Genomic DNA, 17,288 nt, shown 5'->3' on the forward strand with positions numbered 1-17,288 from the left:
GCCGCACCGCTATGACTAAGGGTAAATTGCAGCCATATTCAACGATTTACCTACAAAATGTCCCTCGCCACGCCTCCCGAAATCGCTGTCCTCTTCAACAAAAGCGCTGCACAAAAAGATGCTTTTTCAACGTCCCGGCTATTGGTGTATTCCTTGCTGGGCGGTGCTTTTATTGCATTGGGTGGTTTGTTGGCATTGGTGGTTACTGGCGGCATGCCACAGGTAGCTGCTGCCAACCCGGGCATTATCAAATTTATATTTGGTGCCCTCTTTCCCCTGGGCCTGGTATTAGTCGTAATAGCCGGCGCCGAATTGTTTACTTCCGATTGTGCCGTGATACCTTTTGCATTGCTGCACCGCAAAACTAATATTAGCCGTTTGTTGCGCATATGGAACATTGTATATGCCGGCAACTTTATTGGTGCACTAATCGTTGCTTACCTTTTTGCTTATCAAACCGGCATTCTTAGCTCCGGCCCCTGGCTTGAAGCTGCACAAAAGATCGGCATCAACAAAACATCGCATCATTTCTGGGAAACGTTTGTAAAAGGTATTGGCGCCAACTGGCTGGTGTGCATGGCTGTTTGGGCAGCGTATGCCGCCAAAGATGTAACAGGCAAAATACTGGCCCTTTGGTTCCCGGTGATGTGTTTTGTAGCATTTGGCTTTGAGCACAGCATCGCCAATATGTTTTTTATCCCCACCAGTATGATGCTGGGCGCCGATATCAGCATGTACCAATTTCTAGTGGTAAACCTGCTGCCGGCTACGCTGGGCAATATTGTAGGCGGGGTGGTATTTGTGGCCCTACCCTACTGGTTTATGTTTAAAGAAAATGCGGCACTTACTGCCGATACCCATATTGCGACTAACGAGTATAGCCACCAAATGGAAGCTTTAGAGAATCAATTAAATTAAAAATCATGGAAAGCTTAGCAACCATCAGCGCACCTTTTGTTGCCGGAAACTGGAACAATAGCATTGATGTAAAGGACTTTGTTCGCAACAATATACAGCCCTACTACGGCGACGCCTCGTTTTTGGCGGCACCTACTGATCGCACAAAAGCACTATGGCAAATTTGCCTGGAAGCAATGAAAGAAGAGCGCCAGCGCAATGGTTGCCGTTCGGTGGATGCGGAGAAAATATCGACCATCACCAGCCATGCCGCGGGTTATATTCAGCAAGATCTGGAAGTGATTGTTGGCCTGCAAACCGACGAACTGCTGAAGCGTGCCATCAAGCCGTTTGGCGGCATCCGCGTGGTGGAAGGAGCCGTTGAAGAAAAAGGCGGCGAGGTTGCGGAAAATGTAAAGGAGATTTTTAAATACGTTAAAGACCACAACAGTGCTGTATTCTCGGCGTACGATTCAGAGATATTAAAATTCCGGTCGAAAGGCATTCTTACCGGCCTGCCCGACAACTATGCCCGTGGCCGCATTATTGGCGATTACCGCCGCCTGGCATTGTATGGCGCCGACCGCCTGATTGCTGCGAAAGAAGCCGACAAAAAAGCGGTGGAAGGCGAACTGACCGAGCACACCATTCGCCTGCGCGAAGAACTGTTTGACCAGATCACTGCATTGAAAGACATTAAAGAACTGGGCAACATTTATGGCCTCGACCTGAGCCGCCCTGCACAAAATGCACAGGAGGCAGTACAGTGGGTGTACATGGCGTACCTGGCCGCAGTGAAAGAGCAAGACGGTGCCGCTATGTCGCTGGGCAACGTGTCTTCATTCCTCGATATTTATATTGAAAAAGATTTAGAAGCCGGCCTGATAACCGAAGTAGAAGCACAGGAACTGGTAGACCAATTTGTAATGAAACTGCGCATGGTGCGCCACCTGCGCCCTGCGGCTTACGATGAAATTTTTGGTGGCGATCCAACCTGGGTTACCGAAGCCATCGGCGGACAGTTTGAAGACGGCCGCACCAAAGTTACCCGCACATCGTTCCGGTTTTTGCAAACCTTGTACAACCTAGGTGCATCGCCCGAACCTAACATCACCGTGCTTTGGTCTAACGCACTGCCACAAGGATTCAAAGATTTTTGTGCACAGGTTTCCATCGATACTTCGTCCATTCAATACGAGAACGACGACCTGATGCGGCCGGCCCGCGGATCGGATGATTACGGCATTGCATGCTGCGTATCATACCAGGAAATCGGCAAACGCATCCAGTTTTTTGGAGCCCGCACCAACCTGCCCAAAACCTTGCTGCTGGCGCTGAACGGCGGTAAAGAAGAATTTTCGGGTGTGCCGCTGGTAAAAGGAATCGCACCGCTTCCGTCAGACGAATTGGATTACGAACAAGTGCTGTTTCGTTTCAAAACTGCGATGAAAGAAGTGGCCCGTGTGTATGCCAAGTCGATGAACATCATCCACTACATGCACGACAAATATTACTATGAAAAAGCGCAGTTTGCATTTATCGATACCGACCCCGGCATCGACATTGCTTACGGTGCAGCCGGTATATCCATCATTGCCGATTCACTTTCTGCAATCAAGTTTGCAAAAGTAAAAGCCATCCGCAACGAAGAAGGCCTGACCGTTGATTTTGCAGTGGAAGGCGACTATCCAAAATACGGCAACGACGATGATCGTGTAGATAGCATTGCACAGGAAATTGCAGAATTTTTCTTCAACGAGCTGGCGTCGCACCGCACCTACAAAAATGCAGTGCCCACCATGTCGCTGCTTACCATTACTTCCAATGTAATGTATGGCAAAAAAACCGGCGCCACACCTGATGGCCGCAAAGCCGGCGAGCCGTTTGCACCGGGAGCCAACCCCATGCATGGCCGCGATAGCAACGGCGCCATTGCATCGCTCAACTCGGTAGCCAAACTGGAGTACCGCTATGCACAGGATGGTGTTTCCAATACTTTCTCGATGGTGCCGAAATCATTGGGCAGTATTCGGGAAGATCAGGTAGAAAACCTGGTGAGCCTGCTGGATGGATATTTTACCAAAAATGCACAGCACCTGAATGTAAACGTGCTGAACCGGGAAACCCTGGTGGATGCGTACAACCATCCCGAAAATTATCCGCAGCTAACGATCCGTGTGTCGGGGTACGCGGTAAACTTTATCCGGTTGAGTAAAGCACACCAACTGGAAGTGATTGCCCGGACCTTCCACGAAAGAATGTAGTGCTCAGGGGTTTTAAATAAAAGAACGGGCTGCACATTGTGGCCCGTTCTTTCAAAAACTTCTCGCTGATTTTTTCAAGCAATTGTAGTCGAAAACGAAAACCATTTACCCATGTGCCTCCATATAAAAGACGGACTGCTGGTAGCGCAGGAAGCAGATCACCTCAACATCGATACGCCTGAACAACTCAGGATCCACTCCATAGAAACATTTGGCACCCACGACGGGCCCGGCATTCGCATGGTAGTGTTTACACAAGGCTGCCAGTTTCGTTGCCTGTATTGCGCCAACCCCGATACGCTGGATGTGCACGGCGGCCGCTTTGTCGGCATTGAAGAAATAGTGCAGCGGGCCGTTCGTGAAAAACCTTATTTCGGTAGAAAAGGCGGTGTTACTGTGTCGGGCGGCGAGCCTACGTTGCAGCGCACAAAGCTATTGACGCTGTTTCGCAGGCTGCATGAAGAAGGCATCAATACGGCGTTGGACTCGAATGGTAAATTGCTGAACGATGATGTAAAAGCATTGTACGCTGAAACGGATTACCTGCTGCTGGATGTAAAACATTTCGACGATGAATGGCATCATAAAATCACTGGTCTTACCAACAAAAGCGTGTTGAAATGTGCCGAGTACCGCGAAAGTACCGGAAAGGCCATGTGGCTGCGTTATGTGCTGGTACCGGGTTGGAGCGACCAGGAAGAACACCTCCATGCGTTGGGCAATCATTTCAAAGATTACCAATCAATCCAAAAAATAGAGATCCAGCCATATCATGTGTTGGGTGTGCACAAATGGGAAGGCCTTGGCATGAAGTACAAACTAAAAGGTGTAGAGCCGCCCAGCAAAGAGCAAGTGAAAAACGCTGCGGATATTTTCGGGCAGTATTTTAAGGAAGTGAAAGTGAATTGACAACAACTCATTCTTTTCAAAATAGTCCATCCACTTGCCGGTAATAGCGCCGGCATTTTTATGTACAATAAACTGCTGTTTACCGGAACAAGTCAAACGACAGGTGGCCAAGCATTATTCATGCACACCCTTAAATGACGACGGAATGTAATCTTTATTGAATAAAATATATTTGGGAACAGGAATTGTAGCGGCATAGGGTCATACAAAATTGGCGGAGGGAATAATCTTTTTCAAGGCTGAGTATGATTAAGATTAACCATATTCAATGTTGGTACACACAACTTTGCACAAATAACAGCGCAATAATTTATGGCGAAGACAATATTCATTGCAACGGCAGAACCATACAGCGGCAAATCGGTAGTAGCCTTAGGCCTCATCAATATGCTGCTGGGCAAGGCACAAAAGGTTGGCTATTTTAAACCCATCATCAACAGCGATCCCCGCGAACAGAAAGACGTCGACATCGAAACGATCGTTTCGCATTTTGCGCTGCCCATCGCTTATGAAGACACCTATGCGTTTACGCGGCAACAGGCGTTGCAGCAAATGGAAACGGATTCGCAAGGTGTGCTGATTGATACGGTAATTCGTAAAGTAAAAAAGCTGGAAGGCGCCTTTGACATCACCGTTATTGAAGGCTCTGATTTTATTGGTGAAGGCACTGCGTTTGAATTTGAAACCAACGTCACCATTGCCAAGAACCTCGGCGCTCCAATGGTGTTGGTTATTTCGGGGCAAAACAAAACCACTGCGCAGATCATTAATACGGTGCATACCGTTTTGCGCAACATCACCACCCGCGATGTGCAGGTGTTGTCGGTGATTGTAAACAAAGTAAGCCAGGACCAACTGACCGATGTTCGTGAGTTGCTGCAGTCGCAGTTGAACGGCGGATTGATCTATGCAGTCATTCCTGAAGACAAAGGCCTGCTCAACCCCACCATGAAAGAAATTTACCAGCAACTAAACGGCAAGTTGTTGCTGGGCGAAAATGAACTGGCCAACCAGGTTGATACATTTATTACAGGCGCCATGCAGGTGCCACATTTTTTGAACCACATTAAAGACAATGCGCTGATTGTAACACCGGGCGACCGTGGCGATATCATCATTGCTTCGATGCAGGCAAATCTTTCGGTTAACTATCCCCGTGTGGCGGGCATTGTGCTCACTGCCGGTATTGAACCCGAAGAACCGGTGCTGCGGCTGCTAGAAGGTTTGCAAACGGTTGTGCCCATCATTGTTGTAAAAACCGGCACCTGGCGCACTACTACGCAAATAGGCGCCATTCAGTCGCGCATTTCCGCAGATAACACAAAGAAGGTGCAACTGGCCATCAGCACGTTTGAAAAATACGTGGACGTAAAAAGGCTGGATGAAAAAATTGTAACCTACCGCACCGAAACCATGACGCCGCATATGTTTCAGTACCAGCTGGCGCAATGGGCAAAAAATAAAATCAAACACATTGTGTTGCCGGAAGGCAACGACGAACGGGTGTTGAAAGCTGCGGCGCGACTGGTGGCGCAGGAAGTAGTACGCCTCACCATTTTGGGTGATGCAGCACAGATTGCAGCCAATGTAAAACGGCTTGGATTAAACCTCGATCTGAACCATGTGCAGGTGATCAACCCTGCTACTTCAGAGCAATATGCCGATTACGTGGAAACTTTGTATGAGCTACGTAAATCGAAAAATGTAACGATGGAAATGGCCCGCGACCTTATGACCGATGTATCGTACTTTGGTACCATGATGGTGTATAAAGGCCATGCGGACGGTATGGTTTCCGGCGCCATTCATACAACGCAGCATACCATCAGGCCGGCCTTGCAGTTTGTAAAAACAAAGCCTGGTATTTCAACTGTATCATCTGTATTTTTCATGTGCCTGCCCGATCGTGTATCGGTATTTGGCGACTGTGCCGTGAACCCCAATCCTACCGCCGAACAACTTGCCGAGATCGCTATTTCTTCGGCCGAAAGCAGCCAGCGATTTGGCATTGAGCCACGCATTGCCATGCTGTCTTACTCATCCGGCACATCGGGTGAAGGAGCCGACGTAGAAAAAGTGCGGCAGGCGACCGAGATTGTAAAACAACGCCGTCCCGATTTAAAAGTAGAAGGCCCGATTCAATATGATGCTGCTGTTGACCCCGCTGTCGGTAAGCAAAAATTACCGAATTCGGAAGTGGCCGGACAGGCAAGCGTGTTGATTTTCCCTGATTTGAACACAGGCAACAATACCTACAAAGCAGTGCAACGCGAAACCGGTGCGCTGGCCATCGGGCCAATGCTGCAAGGGTTAAACAAGCCGATAAATGACCTAAGTCGCGGCTGTACTGTAGAAGATATTATCAATACTGTAGTAATTACCGCACTGCAGGCGCAGGATGCCGATAAATAAACGTTCAAAGTTTAGCGTTGTAAATGCTTCAGGAAGCTTCCAACGATATACTTTAAACCTTAAACATTAAACCCCACTTCATGAACATATTTGTAGTCAATTCCGGGAGCAGCTCCATTAAATACCAGTTGTTTAAAATGCCGGACACCCAGCCGGTGTGTACCGGTCTGGTGGAGCGCATTGGGCTGGATGGTTCCATTATCACCCACAAAATTTTTACCGAAGGTGAAGAACAAGTGGTGCGCAAAACGCTGTTCTTAAAAAACCATGAAGCGGGACTAAAAGAAGTGGCCCTGTTGCTCACCGACCCGGAAATTGGTGTGATCCAAAACCCTGATGACATTGAAGTGGTGGGTCACCGCGTGGTGCACGGCGGCGAAAGCTTCTCTGCAACAACGGTAATTACAAACGAAGTAAAAGAAGAGATCAGCAAGCTGTTTTCGCTGGCGCCGTTGCACAACCCCGCCAACTATGTGGGCATTGAAGTGGCGGAAAAAATATTTGCACGTGCACAACAAGTGGCGGTCTTTGATACTGCATTTCACCAAACTATGCCCGAACGTGCCTTTCGATATGCACTACCCGAAGCGCTGTACACCGAGCAACGCATCAGGGCTTATGGTTTCCACGGCACATCGCACAAATATGTAAGCGAACGTGCAGCCGAATACCTGCAGAAAAAACATGCAAAAATCATTACTATTCACCTGGGCAATGGTTGCAGTATGGCCGCCATTAGAAACGGTGTGTGCATCGATACGTCAATGGGGTTTGGCCCATTGGCGGGGCTGGTAATGGGCACCCGTTCAGGGGACCTCGATCCTTCCATTATTTTCCACCTCATTAATCAACTGGGCTACACACCCGACCAGGTGAGTGGCTTGCTGAACAAGCAAAGCGGCATGGTGGGGCTTACTGGCTACAGCGATATGCGTGATGTGATAAAGGCGATGGACAGCGGCAGCAAACAAGCCGCACTGGCGTATGAACTGTACGCCTACCGCATTAAAAAATACATTGGCGCTTATGCCGCTGCACTGAATGGTTTGGACGCGATTGTGTTTACTGCAGGCGTGGGTGAAAACGACAACCGCATCCGTCAAATGGTGTGCACGGATATTGAATTTTTCGGCATCCGGATAGACATGCAACGAAACAGCCTGCGTATACCCGGCATCCGCGAAATAAACGAAGAGGCTAGCGGAGTAAAAGTATTAGTGGTACCAACTAATGAAGAATTAGAAATAGCGCAGCAGTGTTTTGAGTTGTTGGTACCGATGGCTGTAGCGTAACAATATCAATTGTTATTAAAAAAGGGGTGCAACATTTGCATCCCTTTTTTTTGGGTGTGGATGCCGTTTTGAAAATCAAATAGCTAAGACATGCTATTAGGCCACCACTTTGTAATTAAGTACATGTCATGCCGAACTTGTTTCGGCATCTCCTTTTTCCAGCAGGGTTTATCCAAGCAATAGGAGATACCGAAACAAGTTCGGCATGACAGACACTGATTGTAATAAGAGTCCTACACCACGACTGGAATTGTACTCTTTCCCCACTAATCACGATTTCTGCTTGTCATCCTGAGCGCAGCGAAGGATCTGAGCCTGCACAAGGATAAGCATTGACAGAAAAGCGAGCCTGCCTTTTTACAACAAAACGTTTATCTCTAACACTCAGATGCTTCGATGCGCTCAGCATGACAAATGACAACAACCTGTATTAGCAAAACAGCCCAACACTTGGAAGCAAAAAAGCCACAAGGAATCAATTCCTTGTGGCTTTTTATAATTCGGAAAAAGTTTTTCAAAACGTCCAAACGACAGTGAAATAAAATCGAACAAACAAAATGATAGCCTTAAAACGGCGTCTCCATTTTCTTGCGTTTGCTCGCAAGGCTCGGGTCCATTTCAATGGCTTTATCACAAAGGGCCTGTCCTTTGCCTTTCTCCCCTTTCTTTTGGTAGCTCATGCCAATCATATACAGTGCCGATGCATTGGTTTTATCCATGCCCAGCAGCTGGTCCCAATAGCCAATGGCTTCGTCGTATTTTTTCGCATCATAACAAGCCTCGGCCACCGTGTTGATTAACGCCACATCACTCGGGCGGCGCTGCAGCGACTCTTTCATGATCTTCAGGCCTTCGTCAAATTGTTTGTTATTAAGGTAGGCAACGGCCAGGTTTTCCAGGTATTCATTGTCCCGCTTATACCCTTTATCAGCTGCCATCAGCAAGTATTTCAGGCTGTTCTTGTCATCGTGGTTGGCGTAGTACATCAGGCCAATCTCGTACATCATGCGGTTGTTGGCGGGGTCCAGCGCCAACGCTTTTTCAAAATAAGGCATGGCCTGTTTAAAATTGCTCATGTCGCTGTATGCGCGGGCAATAAGGTAAGGCGCCTCCGCATTGGCTGCATCTTCCTTCATGGCTTCGTTGAGGAACTTTATGGCTTCGCCATAGTTCTCACTGTCGTAATGTGCCTTGCCGATGATGTAAGAAACCTTTTGCGCAGCGTCGTATTTTTTTACCAGGCCTGCATATTTAATGGCATCATCAAACTGGCGCATGTTGAAGGAAAGATCCATCAGGCTTTTGTACAGGCCGGCATTGGCCACACCCATGCTTTCCAGTTCCTGGTATTTAAGGCGGGCTTGCGGATAACGGCGGAGGGCCATCAACGCATCGGCCATTTCGCGTGTAATAGCAGTGTCTTTTTTATTGTAGCCATAAGCTTTTTCCAAAGCCTTAAAGCTTTCCATGGTGCGGCCCTTGGCCTTTTCTTCAGTAGCTTTTTGGAGGTAAACAGCAGCGCTGTCGGATTGCGCACCGGCAGCTACAGCAGCGCCGGCCAGCGCCACGGAGAACAGGATCTTCAACATAGGATATTGCGTTTTTGGAAGCCCAAATTTAATGCGTAAAACTAATTTTTGATACAAACAGGGACCGGGCTTACCAGCGTTTTAACAGCAATAAGTGTTTTACCTGAGGATGATGCCGGCCAGCGGCGGCAAATGCACCCTGATGCGGTAGCGGTCTTCCTCCTCATCCAGCAGCTCTGTTTGTATGTCGGTATTGTAAACGTTGCCCGAGCCCCAATATTTTGCAGCGTCGGAGTTAAATAACTCCTCTTTGTAAGTATGGCCGGTTAGTTCAATGGGCCAGTTCCACCGCACTTCCGGCTTCAGGTTCAGCACAATCAGGAGGTCATCTTCGGGCAAGAGGCCTTTGCGACGGTACACCAGCACACAATCGCTGCGGTGGTTCAGGTCAATCCATTCAAAACCTTGCACATTGAATTGGTTCTGGTACAACGCAGGCTGTGCCCGCAGTACTGCGTTCAAGTCGGCTACGCATTGCCGCAGCCCTTCATGCGATGCATATTTCAAGAGGTGCCATTGCAACTCGCTTTTGTAATTCCATTCGCTGGTTTGGCCAAACTCGTTGCCCATAAACAGCAGCCTTCCGCCAGGGTGTGTCCACATGTAAGTGTAGAGGGCCCGCAGGTTGGCAAATTTTTGCCAGTCGTCGCCCGGCATTTTAAAGATCATCGGGCTTTTGCCATGCACCACTTCGTCGTGGCTGAGCGGCAGCATAAAATTTTCGTCGAAGAAATACATCATCGAGAACGAAAACTTATTTTGGTGGTGTTCGCGGTGGTAGGGGTGAAACTTGAAATAGTCCAGTGTGTCGTGCATCCAGCCCATCATCCATTTCATGCCAAACCCAAGGCCGCCGGTAAACGTGGGTTGCGATACACCCGGCCAATCAGTTGCTTCTTCAGCAATGGTTTGCACGTCGGGAAAATCGCGGTAAATCGTTTCATTAAGGTCTTTAATAAACGCAATGGCTTCAAGGTTGCCGTTACCGCCATATTCGTTTGGCTCCCACTGGCCATGGCTGCGGCTGTAATCCAGCTTCAACATACTCGATACGGCATCTACACGCATGCCATCAATGTGAAACAGGTCGAACCAAAACCGTGCATTGGAAATTAAAAACGATTTAACCTCTCCCCTTTTATAATTGAAGATGTAAGAATTCCAATCCGGGTGAAAGCCCTTGCGCATATCGGCGTACTCATAGGTATGTGTCCCATCGAACATGTACAAGCCATGTGCATCGGCAGGGAAATGCGAGGGCACCCAATCGAGAATAACGCCAATGCCCGCCTGGTGAAAGCTGTCTATGAGGTGCATCAAACCTTCGGGTTGACCAAAGCGGGACGTGGGTGCAAAATACCCGGTGAGCTGGTAACCCCAGCTGCCGTCAAACGGGTATTCCATCACGGGCATAAACTCCACATGGGTGTAGCCCATTTCTTTTACATACGGCACCAACCGGTCGGCCAGGTAATGGTAGTCGTTATACGATTCTTCGTTGCCAGCATCGGGGCGCATCCAGCTGGCCAGGTGCACTTCATAAACACTCCATGGTGCATCCAGTGCGTTGTGTTTTTTACGGCTATCCATCCATTCGGCATCGCGCCATTCATAATCAAACTCCCAAGTGATGGTGGCCGTATTGGGGCGCAGTTCCCAATAATTGGCCAGCGGGTCGCCTTTTTGGGTAATGCGGCCCTGGTAGCCGATAATGTGGTATTTGTACAATTCGCCTTTGGGCACACCCGGAATAAAACCTTCCCAGATACCGCTTTTATCCCAGCGCGGATGCAGCAGGTGTGCTGCCGGGTTCCAGTCGTTGAAGTTGCCGATTACCGAAACCTCTGTGGCGTTGGGCGCCCACACGCAAAAGTAATAACCCTCCTTTTCCAGCACTGTCAGGCGTTTGGAGCCAAACTTTTTATACAACTGGTAGTTGGTACCTGCCTGGAAAGTCTGCACATCATCGTCGTACAGCAGCGAGTAGTTCCAAACCGGAAGTGCGGTGTTCACAAAATTCTGGTCTTCAAAGCGCCCTGCATTTGTGCCGCCCGGTGCTGCTGCTTTATTGCCCGTCATGGTTGTTGTATTTGGTAATCGTACAAAAGGTGTATAAAAATCCCGGCCAGCATCAACCTATTTCAAACCATACGCCGGGGCCCATTCCGGGGAAGGTAAAACCACTTATGGAAATTAACAATTCCTGCATCTTATAATCTTTTTATTTGTTTTAATAAGCTTCCAAAACCAATAGCCGGCACACCATCGGCACCAACGAAACCTGCACAATGAGTAAATACCTGCTGCTCTTTTTCTGCATGGCTGTCATAGGTACAGCCAATGCCCAAACCTCTATTCGCGGTACCGTTCGCGACACCATCGAAAACAAACCGCTCCGCAACGCGGTGGTGGCCCTGGTTGGCACCGACAGCGTTTTGCACCAGTTTACCCGAACGGGTACCGATGGTGCTTTTGCCATCCGCAACGCAAAGCCCGGTGCTTACAAAATCCTTGTTTCCTTTCCCCGCTTCGCCGATTTTGTTGAAGACGTTACGGTGAAAGAAAGCGGTGCGGTGGAAATGGGGACGATTGCGCTAACGCTAAAAAGCAAACTGCTTCAGGAGGTGGTGGTGCGCAGTGCCGGCGCCATTCGCATTAAAGGCGATACCACTGAATTTGTGGCCGACTCGTTTGTGGTGCGGAAAGGCGCAACCGTGGAAGAACTTCTGAAAAAGCTACCGGGTTTCCAGGTAAACAGCAAAGGCGAAATAACGGCGCAAGGCCAGCGGGTGCAAAAAGTGCTGGTGGATGGCGAGGAGTTTTTTGGCAACGACCCCACTATGGCTACACAAAACATTGCAGCTAAAGCGGTGGACAAGGTGCAGGTATTTGACAATAAAACTGAACAACAGCAAATCACCGGAATGACATCGGGCTCCGAAGGGAAAACGGTAAACATTAAGCTGAAAGAAGACAGCAAGAAAGGCGCATTTGGCAAAGCCGAATTGGGCTCCAACTTTAACCGCCTGCACGATGCAAAGCTGCTGTACAACCGGTTTGTGGGTAAAAAGAAATTTTCGGCCTTCGGTACCCGCAGCAATACTTCCACAGGTAGCCTGGGCTGGCAAGACCGGCAACGACTGGGCATTGAAAACGACTATGAATACGACGAAATCAGCGGCTTTTACTACTCGTTTGGCGAAAGCGGCGAATTTGATAACTGGAACCTGCGCGGCTTGCCCACGGCATACACTGCCGGTGCATTGTTCATTAATAAATGGAACGAGGACAAGCATGCCGTAAACGGGTCGTACCTGTTTAACCAACTGGCCACCGTGAACAGGGCTTCAACCCTTGCGCAAACCATTTTACCCGACACCTCGTTTTTTACCAACCAATACACCAACTCCGATGTAATGGTGCGGCAGCACACGGCAAACTTTAAATACGAATGGAAACTCGATTCTTTGCGGTCGATCAAGTTTGTGTCCGGAGCATCGCTTAAAACGAACATATCTGACAACGTGACCTACAGCGAATCGCTTTCGGAGGAGCGGGCACCGGTGAACCAAAGCGACCGCACCAACCTAACCGATGCCACGCGGCAGCAAATGTCGAACGTACTTACCTATAACCAAAAGTTTAAGAAAAAAGATCGGTTACTCATGGCCGTTTTACGGCATGGATTTGTTGGCGACGATCACACCAATTATTTAAAAGCCACCAACCGGTTTTACAAAAGCGGGCTGCTAGATGAAGTAGAGACCATCGACCAGCAAAAAACCAATGTGGGCAACAGCACCACACTGGGCGGGAAGGTTACTTACAAGGAGCCCATTACCGAACATCTTTCGGTGATTGCAGACTATGGCTACAACCTGAATACCGCGAACAGCCGGTTTAATACATTCGACAAAAGCACCAATGGCAAATACGAAAACCTGAACCCGCTATTTTCCAACAATTTTGAAATGGATGTGCAATCACACAGCGGCAGCCTTATTGCGCGGTACATGTCGAAGAAGATGAATATTTCGGTGGGTTCCGGAATTTCCAACACAACATTGGACTTGCTGAACCTCGACAACCGTGATAAGCGTTTGTATCATTTCCTAAACTTTACCCCACAGGCTGCGTTCCGCTATTCGCCAAAAGCACAGTCCACGCTGTCTTTCAACTACCGCGGCAACACAAGGCAGCCATCGCTCAACCAATTGCAGCCACTGCGCAACAACAGCGATCCGCTCAACGTATTTGTGGGCAACCCCGACCTGAAAGTTGGTTTTAATCACAACATCAGCGGTTTTTACAACTCTTACAAAATGCTGAAGCAGCGCGGCATCTGGGCAAATGTGGGCGTGAACTTTATGCAAAATGCGATAACCAACCGCGTGACTGTAGATGATAAAGGGCGCAGCCTGATACAGCCGGTGAATATCTCGGGCAACCACAACTACTATTACTATCTGGAATGGAATTTAGGCGAAGGTGAAAAGCGTTGGATCTATTCGCTACGCACCAACGGTAACGGTGGCCGCAACAACAACTTCGTGAATGGATTTACCAACCGCACCGATTATCGAAATGTAATCGGCGGCTTTGGATTGCGCTACCAGGCAACCGATAAATACATGATCTACCTGTCGCCGGAAGTTGGCTACAACTGGAGTAATAACTCGCTCCGCCCCGATCAGAAAGTAAACTATTACACTTATGGTGGCAATATTGATGGTATGCTGATGTTGCCAGGTAAACTGGAATTGCGGTCCGAATGCAATTTCGACCTGCGGCAAAAGCTGGACGGCTTTGCCCAAAACACCAATATCATTTACTGGAACGCATCGTTGGCCCGCTCGTTTTTTAAAGACAAAAAAGCAAAGATCATTTTGCAGGCAAACGATATACTGGACCAGAACCGCGGCTTTCAGCGCACCATCAACAGCTACGCCATTACCGACCAGCGCTACGACCGCGTAGCACGCTACGTGATGCTGAAACTGGAGTACACGTTGAATAAAACACCAGGCAATTAAACCGGATGGTGAAGCAGCGTCGTAAAAATATATCCCAGATCATTTCAAGCCGTGAAAGTTTATGCAACAAAACTTCAATCGGCTTATAAAAATTTAAACGAAATGAAAACGATCACTCTTTTTGCATGCATTATTATATGTCTTGCTACAAAAGCACAACAACCTTTTTTTCAAACCGTAAAAGTGGAGTATGAAAAAACAACTTATGTGCACCAACTCATTAAAGAAATTGACCCCGAATGGTTTGAATGGACCAAGGATAAAACAGAGCCTATACAACTCCGGTACTTCGACCTGATAGCAGATTCGGGGCAATCCTTGTTTCGGCCCGGACGTGAAGTGAATAAAACCCGCCGCGGCGCTTTCGACCTTGCCGATACCAAGAACACGGTGTACACCAATTTTAGCAGTGGCTTAAGTACCAGTCAGAAGCCGGTTTTTGAAGAAACATTTATTGTGGAAGACAGCCTGAGCCGCATTCAATGGAAGTTAACAGCCGATACCCGAACCATTGCCGGTTTTGAGTGCCGCAAGGCAATCGGTATCATGAATGATACGATCGGCGTGTTTGCATTTTATGCCGACGAATTGATGATGCCCGCCGGCCCCGAAAGTGTGCATGGCCTACCTGGTTTAATTCTTGGCTTGAGCATCCCACGCCTGCATACCACCTGGTTTGCTACAAAAGTGGAAGTGAATGGAGTGAACATGAGCCAGGTGAAAGCACCGGCAGGCAAAGGAAAGAAAGTAACCAAGGCAACATTGCAGCAACAATTACAAAGGGTGTTGAAAAACTGGGGAAAGGAAGGCGAAAAAATGGTGATCAATTTTATTATTTAGATTCCATTGCATTTTTTTTGAGCCGGATGCAGCTAATGCATTCGGCTTTTTTTGTCTACAAACTACTGCATCCGGTACACCTCGGAACCAGCCAGCAAAAAGCAGCCCAGTCCATAGTCTTCAAAATCGGGCATGGAGCTGGCAGTTACGGGCTGACCGTCTTTTGGTTCCTTGCCGGTGCCCTGCACCCAGCCCAAAAATCCATTCGATTGAAGCGAATGTTGCAGCATTCCATTCCATGCTTTGGCAATGACAGGTTGGTAGATGCGGGCCGATAATATACCATTGTTTACGCCCCAGGCAAAACCATAGGTGAACAGCGCAGTACCGGTTGTTTCCTTTCCGCCAAAATGCGTTGGATCATGCAGGCTTACATTCCAAAATCCATCGGGCCTTTGCAGCTTGATGAGTGCAGCGCACATCGTTTTGTAATCGTCCAGGTATTCGTTGTAATGCGGGTCCGTTTTGGGCAACATCTCTAAAGTGCGCACCAATGCAGTAACCACCCAGCCATTGCCGCGGCTCCAATAACAATCGGCGCCGTTTGGTTCTTTGTAAGGCGGCACAAAATCTTTATCGCGCCACCAAAGTCCGTCCCGCTTATTAAACAATCCGTTGCCGCCTTCACGGTATTTGGTGTGGGCATACAAGTCGTACATTTTTCGGAAGAAAACCGTGTCGTTATATAAAACGCCGAGCCGCACAAACACCGGCATGGCCATTTGCAATGCGTCGATCCAGTTCCAATCGTCGCTTTTTTCGCTTGCTACCATAGCATCAATACTGGCCTTGATATCACGAATGCGTTCGGGTTGTGCATCCATCGCATACAGGTCGAGGTAGGTTTGGCCGCAGCACTGGTCGTCGGCATTGCGGGTGCTTGGGCCGCTGCGCAAGCTCCAACGGTGTTTTTGGCCCCATTGCAAAGCGTAGTCGGTGTATTCCTTTTGTGCATCGATGGCGTTCAGCGCCATCAACCCTTCGTAATAAACGGCGCGGGTCCAAATATTGGACGGCCGTTCTTTATTGGTAATAATGCTTTTGCCGGCGTCAGGCCATTTCTGCATAAAATAGGCATTGGCCCTGCGCATGGCTTCCAGAGTTTCCTTTTTGGGTGGCAGCTTTTGCGCCTGCATTTCTACAGCTGAAATAGCTAGCAGTAAAACAAAGAATATTTTGGCAAACAATCGTTTTGGTAACTGCATAAGCAAACAATATTATTTAAGTAAACTAACAGCCATGCTCACCTGCTTTTTAAAAATTGGTGTAAACCGGAAGGCTTTTGCTGCCTGATGGCGTCAGCCAGGATTTGAGCATTCATCATGGCACCTTCGCGAAGTGTATGGGTAAGGTCCGGCGCAAATAGTTTTAATACGTTATCGCTGCCAATATCCTCGTAGCGTTCAGCAACCAGGTCGTTCAGGTCAATGAATGGAACGCCTTCGGCTTTCGCCACTTGTTCCGCCCACAGCGACCAGGTGCTGTCCGATCGTTCAATCCGCCCGTTCTGCCACCTGTTGCGCGGAATTTGTGCACAAACAATTGGATGCGCACCTTTGCTTTTTGCATCCGCTACAAACTTCCTGAGGTAATGTCCGAATGTGTACACCACTTCATTTTTCTTCGTGATCGGGTTCCATATTTCCTTCGATTCCGCGCCAATTCCACGCAACACGCCTCTTGCCCTTGCAGTGTCGTCAATGGGTCCCGCATCGTTGTGGCCAAACTGCATCAGCACATAATCGCCCTGTTGCAAAGTGGCCATTATCCTTTCCCAACGGCCTTCGGTTTGAAAAGTGCGGCTGCTGCGGCCGCCGATCGCATGATTTTGTATCTCGATTTTAGTTGTATCAAAATGCAGGTGCACAAACGAACCCCAACCCCATTGGTTGTTGCTGCCGGTGCCATCGCCATTGCGCACCGTTGAGTCGCCGATGATATACAGCACCGGCTTTTTTGGTGCAACAGCAAAAGCTGTAACAACTACGAGCAACAACAAACAGGCATATGTCAGCAATTGCTTTTTCATATTGGTTCATCAAATGCGTTAAG

Annotated in this window: 11 protein-coding genes; 7 read left to right on the forward strand and 4 right to left on the reverse strand. The window is 48.5% G+C overall.

Annotated features, from left to right (window positions below):
- Window positions 1-57: 57 nt before the first annotated feature.
- From EPD17_RS12835 to EPD17_RS12855, 5 genes are all read left to right on the forward strand, one after another.
- Window positions 58-918, forward strand: a complete 861-nt coding sequence (locus EPD17_RS12835; protein ID WP_132054785.1) for a formate/nitrite transporter family protein — start codon at window positions 58-60, stop codon at window positions 916-918.
- A 5-nt stretch (window positions 919-923) separates the two neighbouring features.
- The gene (pflB, locus tag EPD17_RS12840; protein WP_132054787.1) at window positions 924-3,161 is read left to right on the forward strand and encodes a formate C-acetyltransferase; all 2,238 of its coding nucleotides are present in this window, start codon (window positions 924-926) and stop codon (window positions 3,159-3,161) included.
- A 111-nt stretch (window positions 3,162-3,272) separates the two neighbouring features.
- On the forward strand, window positions 3,273-4,070 hold the full coding sequence (gene pflA / locus EPD17_RS12845; RefSeq protein WP_132054789.1) for a pyruvate formate-lyase-activating protein: 798 nt from the start codon (window positions 3,273-3,275) through the stop codon (window positions 4,068-4,070).
- Window positions 4,071-4,382: 312 nt separating this feature from the next.
- Window positions 4,383-6,482 (forward strand): phosphate acetyltransferase, encoded by a 2,100-nt coding sequence (gene pta, locus EPD17_RS12850; RefSeq protein ID WP_114233974.1) that lies wholly within the window; start codon window positions 4,383-4,385, stop codon window positions 6,480-6,482.
- An 80-nt stretch (window positions 6,483-6,562) separates the two neighbouring features.
- Window positions 6,563-7,774, forward strand: a complete 1,212-nt coding sequence (locus tag EPD17_RS12855; RefSeq protein WP_132054791.1) for an acetate/propionate family kinase — start codon at window positions 6,563-6,565, stop codon at window positions 7,772-7,774.
- A gap of 566 nt (window positions 7,775-8,340) precedes the next feature.
- Here the strand turns inward: EPD17_RS12855 and EPD17_RS12860 are convergent.
- Window positions 8,341-9,363 carry a tetratricopeptide repeat protein gene (locus EPD17_RS12860; protein ID WP_132054793.1) on the reverse strand — a complete coding sequence of 341 codons (1,023 nt, stop codon included), beginning with the start codon at window positions 9,361-9,363 and terminating at the stop codon, window positions 8,341-8,343.
- Between the two features lie 99 nt (window positions 9,364-9,462).
- Window positions 9,463-11,442 (reverse strand): 1,4-alpha-glucan branching protein GlgB, encoded by a 1,980-nt coding sequence (gene glgB / locus EPD17_RS12865; RefSeq protein WP_165929606.1) that lies wholly within the window; start codon window positions 11,440-11,442, stop codon window positions 9,463-9,465.
- A gap of 209 nt (window positions 11,443-11,651) precedes the next feature.
- Between glgB and EPD17_RS12870 the strand changes: the two genes are divergently transcribed.
- Both EPD17_RS12870 and EPD17_RS12875 read left to right on the forward strand, forming a co-directional pair.
- On the forward strand, window positions 11,652-14,396 hold the full coding sequence (locus EPD17_RS12870) for a TonB-dependent receptor (protein ID WP_132054795.1): 2,745 nt from the start codon (window positions 11,652-11,654) through the stop codon (window positions 14,394-14,396).
- A 102-nt stretch (window positions 14,397-14,498) separates the two neighbouring features.
- Window positions 14,499-15,236: a GLPGLI family protein gene (locus tag EPD17_RS12875; protein WP_132054797.1), complete on the forward strand. Its 738-nt coding sequence runs from the start codon at window positions 14,499-14,501 to the stop codon at window positions 15,234-15,236.
- 62 nt (window positions 15,237-15,298) lie between these two features.
- On the opposite strand, the gene EPD17_RS12880 is transcribed toward EPD17_RS12875, so the two are convergent.
- Both EPD17_RS12880 and EPD17_RS12885 read right to left on the reverse strand, forming a co-directional pair.
- Window positions 15,299-16,441, reverse strand: coding sequence for a glycoside hydrolase family 88/105 protein (locus tag EPD17_RS12880; RefSeq protein ID WP_132054799.1), 1,143 nt, complete (start codon window positions 16,439-16,441; stop codon window positions 15,299-15,301).
- 38 nt (window positions 16,442-16,479) lie between these two features.
- Entirely contained in the window at window positions 16,480-17,265 is a 786-nt protein-coding gene (locus tag EPD17_RS12885; protein WP_132054801.1) for a rhamnogalacturonan acetylesterase, read from the reverse strand.
- Window positions 17,266-17,288 lie beyond the last annotated feature (23 nt).

It is taken from the genome of Pseudocnuella soli (assembly GCF_004347775.1).
GTDB lineage: Bacteria > Bacteroidota > Bacteroidia > Chitinophagales > Chitinophagaceae > Flavisolibacter > Flavisolibacter aquaticus.

Coding starts and splice junctions, on each gene's coding strand:
- EPD17_RS12835 (WP_132054785.1), top strand. CDS start 58: ATGTCCCTCGCCACGCCTCCCGAAATCGCTGTCCTCTTCAACAAAAGC.
- pflB (WP_132054787.1), top strand. CDS start 924: ATGGAAAGCTTAGCAACCATCAGCGCACCTTTTGTTGCCGGAAACTGG.
- pflA (WP_132054789.1), top strand. CDS start 3,273: ATGTGCCTCCATATAAAAGACGGACTGCTGGTAGCGCAGGAAGCAGAT.
- pta (WP_114233974.1), top strand. CDS start 4,383: ATGGCGAAGACAATATTCATTGCAACGGCAGAACCATACAGCGGCAAA.
- EPD17_RS12855 (WP_132054791.1), top strand. CDS start 6,563: ATGAACATATTTGTAGTCAATTCCGGGAGCAGCTCCATTAAATACCAG.
- EPD17_RS12860 (WP_132054793.1), bottom strand. CDS start 9,363: ATGTTGAAGATCCTGTTCTCCGTGGCGCTGGCCGGCGCTGCTGTAGCT.
- glgB (WP_165929606.1), bottom strand. CDS start 11,442: ATGACGGGCAATAAAGCAGCAGCACCGGGCGGCACAAATGCAGGGCGC.
- EPD17_RS12870 (WP_132054795.1), top strand. CDS start 11,652: ATGAGTAAATACCTGCTGCTCTTTTTCTGCATGGCTGTCATAGGTACA.
- EPD17_RS12875 (WP_132054797.1), top strand. CDS start 14,499: ATGAAAACGATCACTCTTTTTGCATGCATTATTATATGTCTTGCTACA.
- EPD17_RS12880 (WP_132054799.1), bottom strand. CDS start 16,441: ATGCAGTTACCAAAACGATTGTTTGCCAAAATATTCTTTGTTTTACTG.
- EPD17_RS12885 (WP_132054801.1), bottom strand. CDS start 17,265: ATGAAAAAGCAATTGCTGACATATGCCTGTTTGTTGTTGCTCGTAGTT.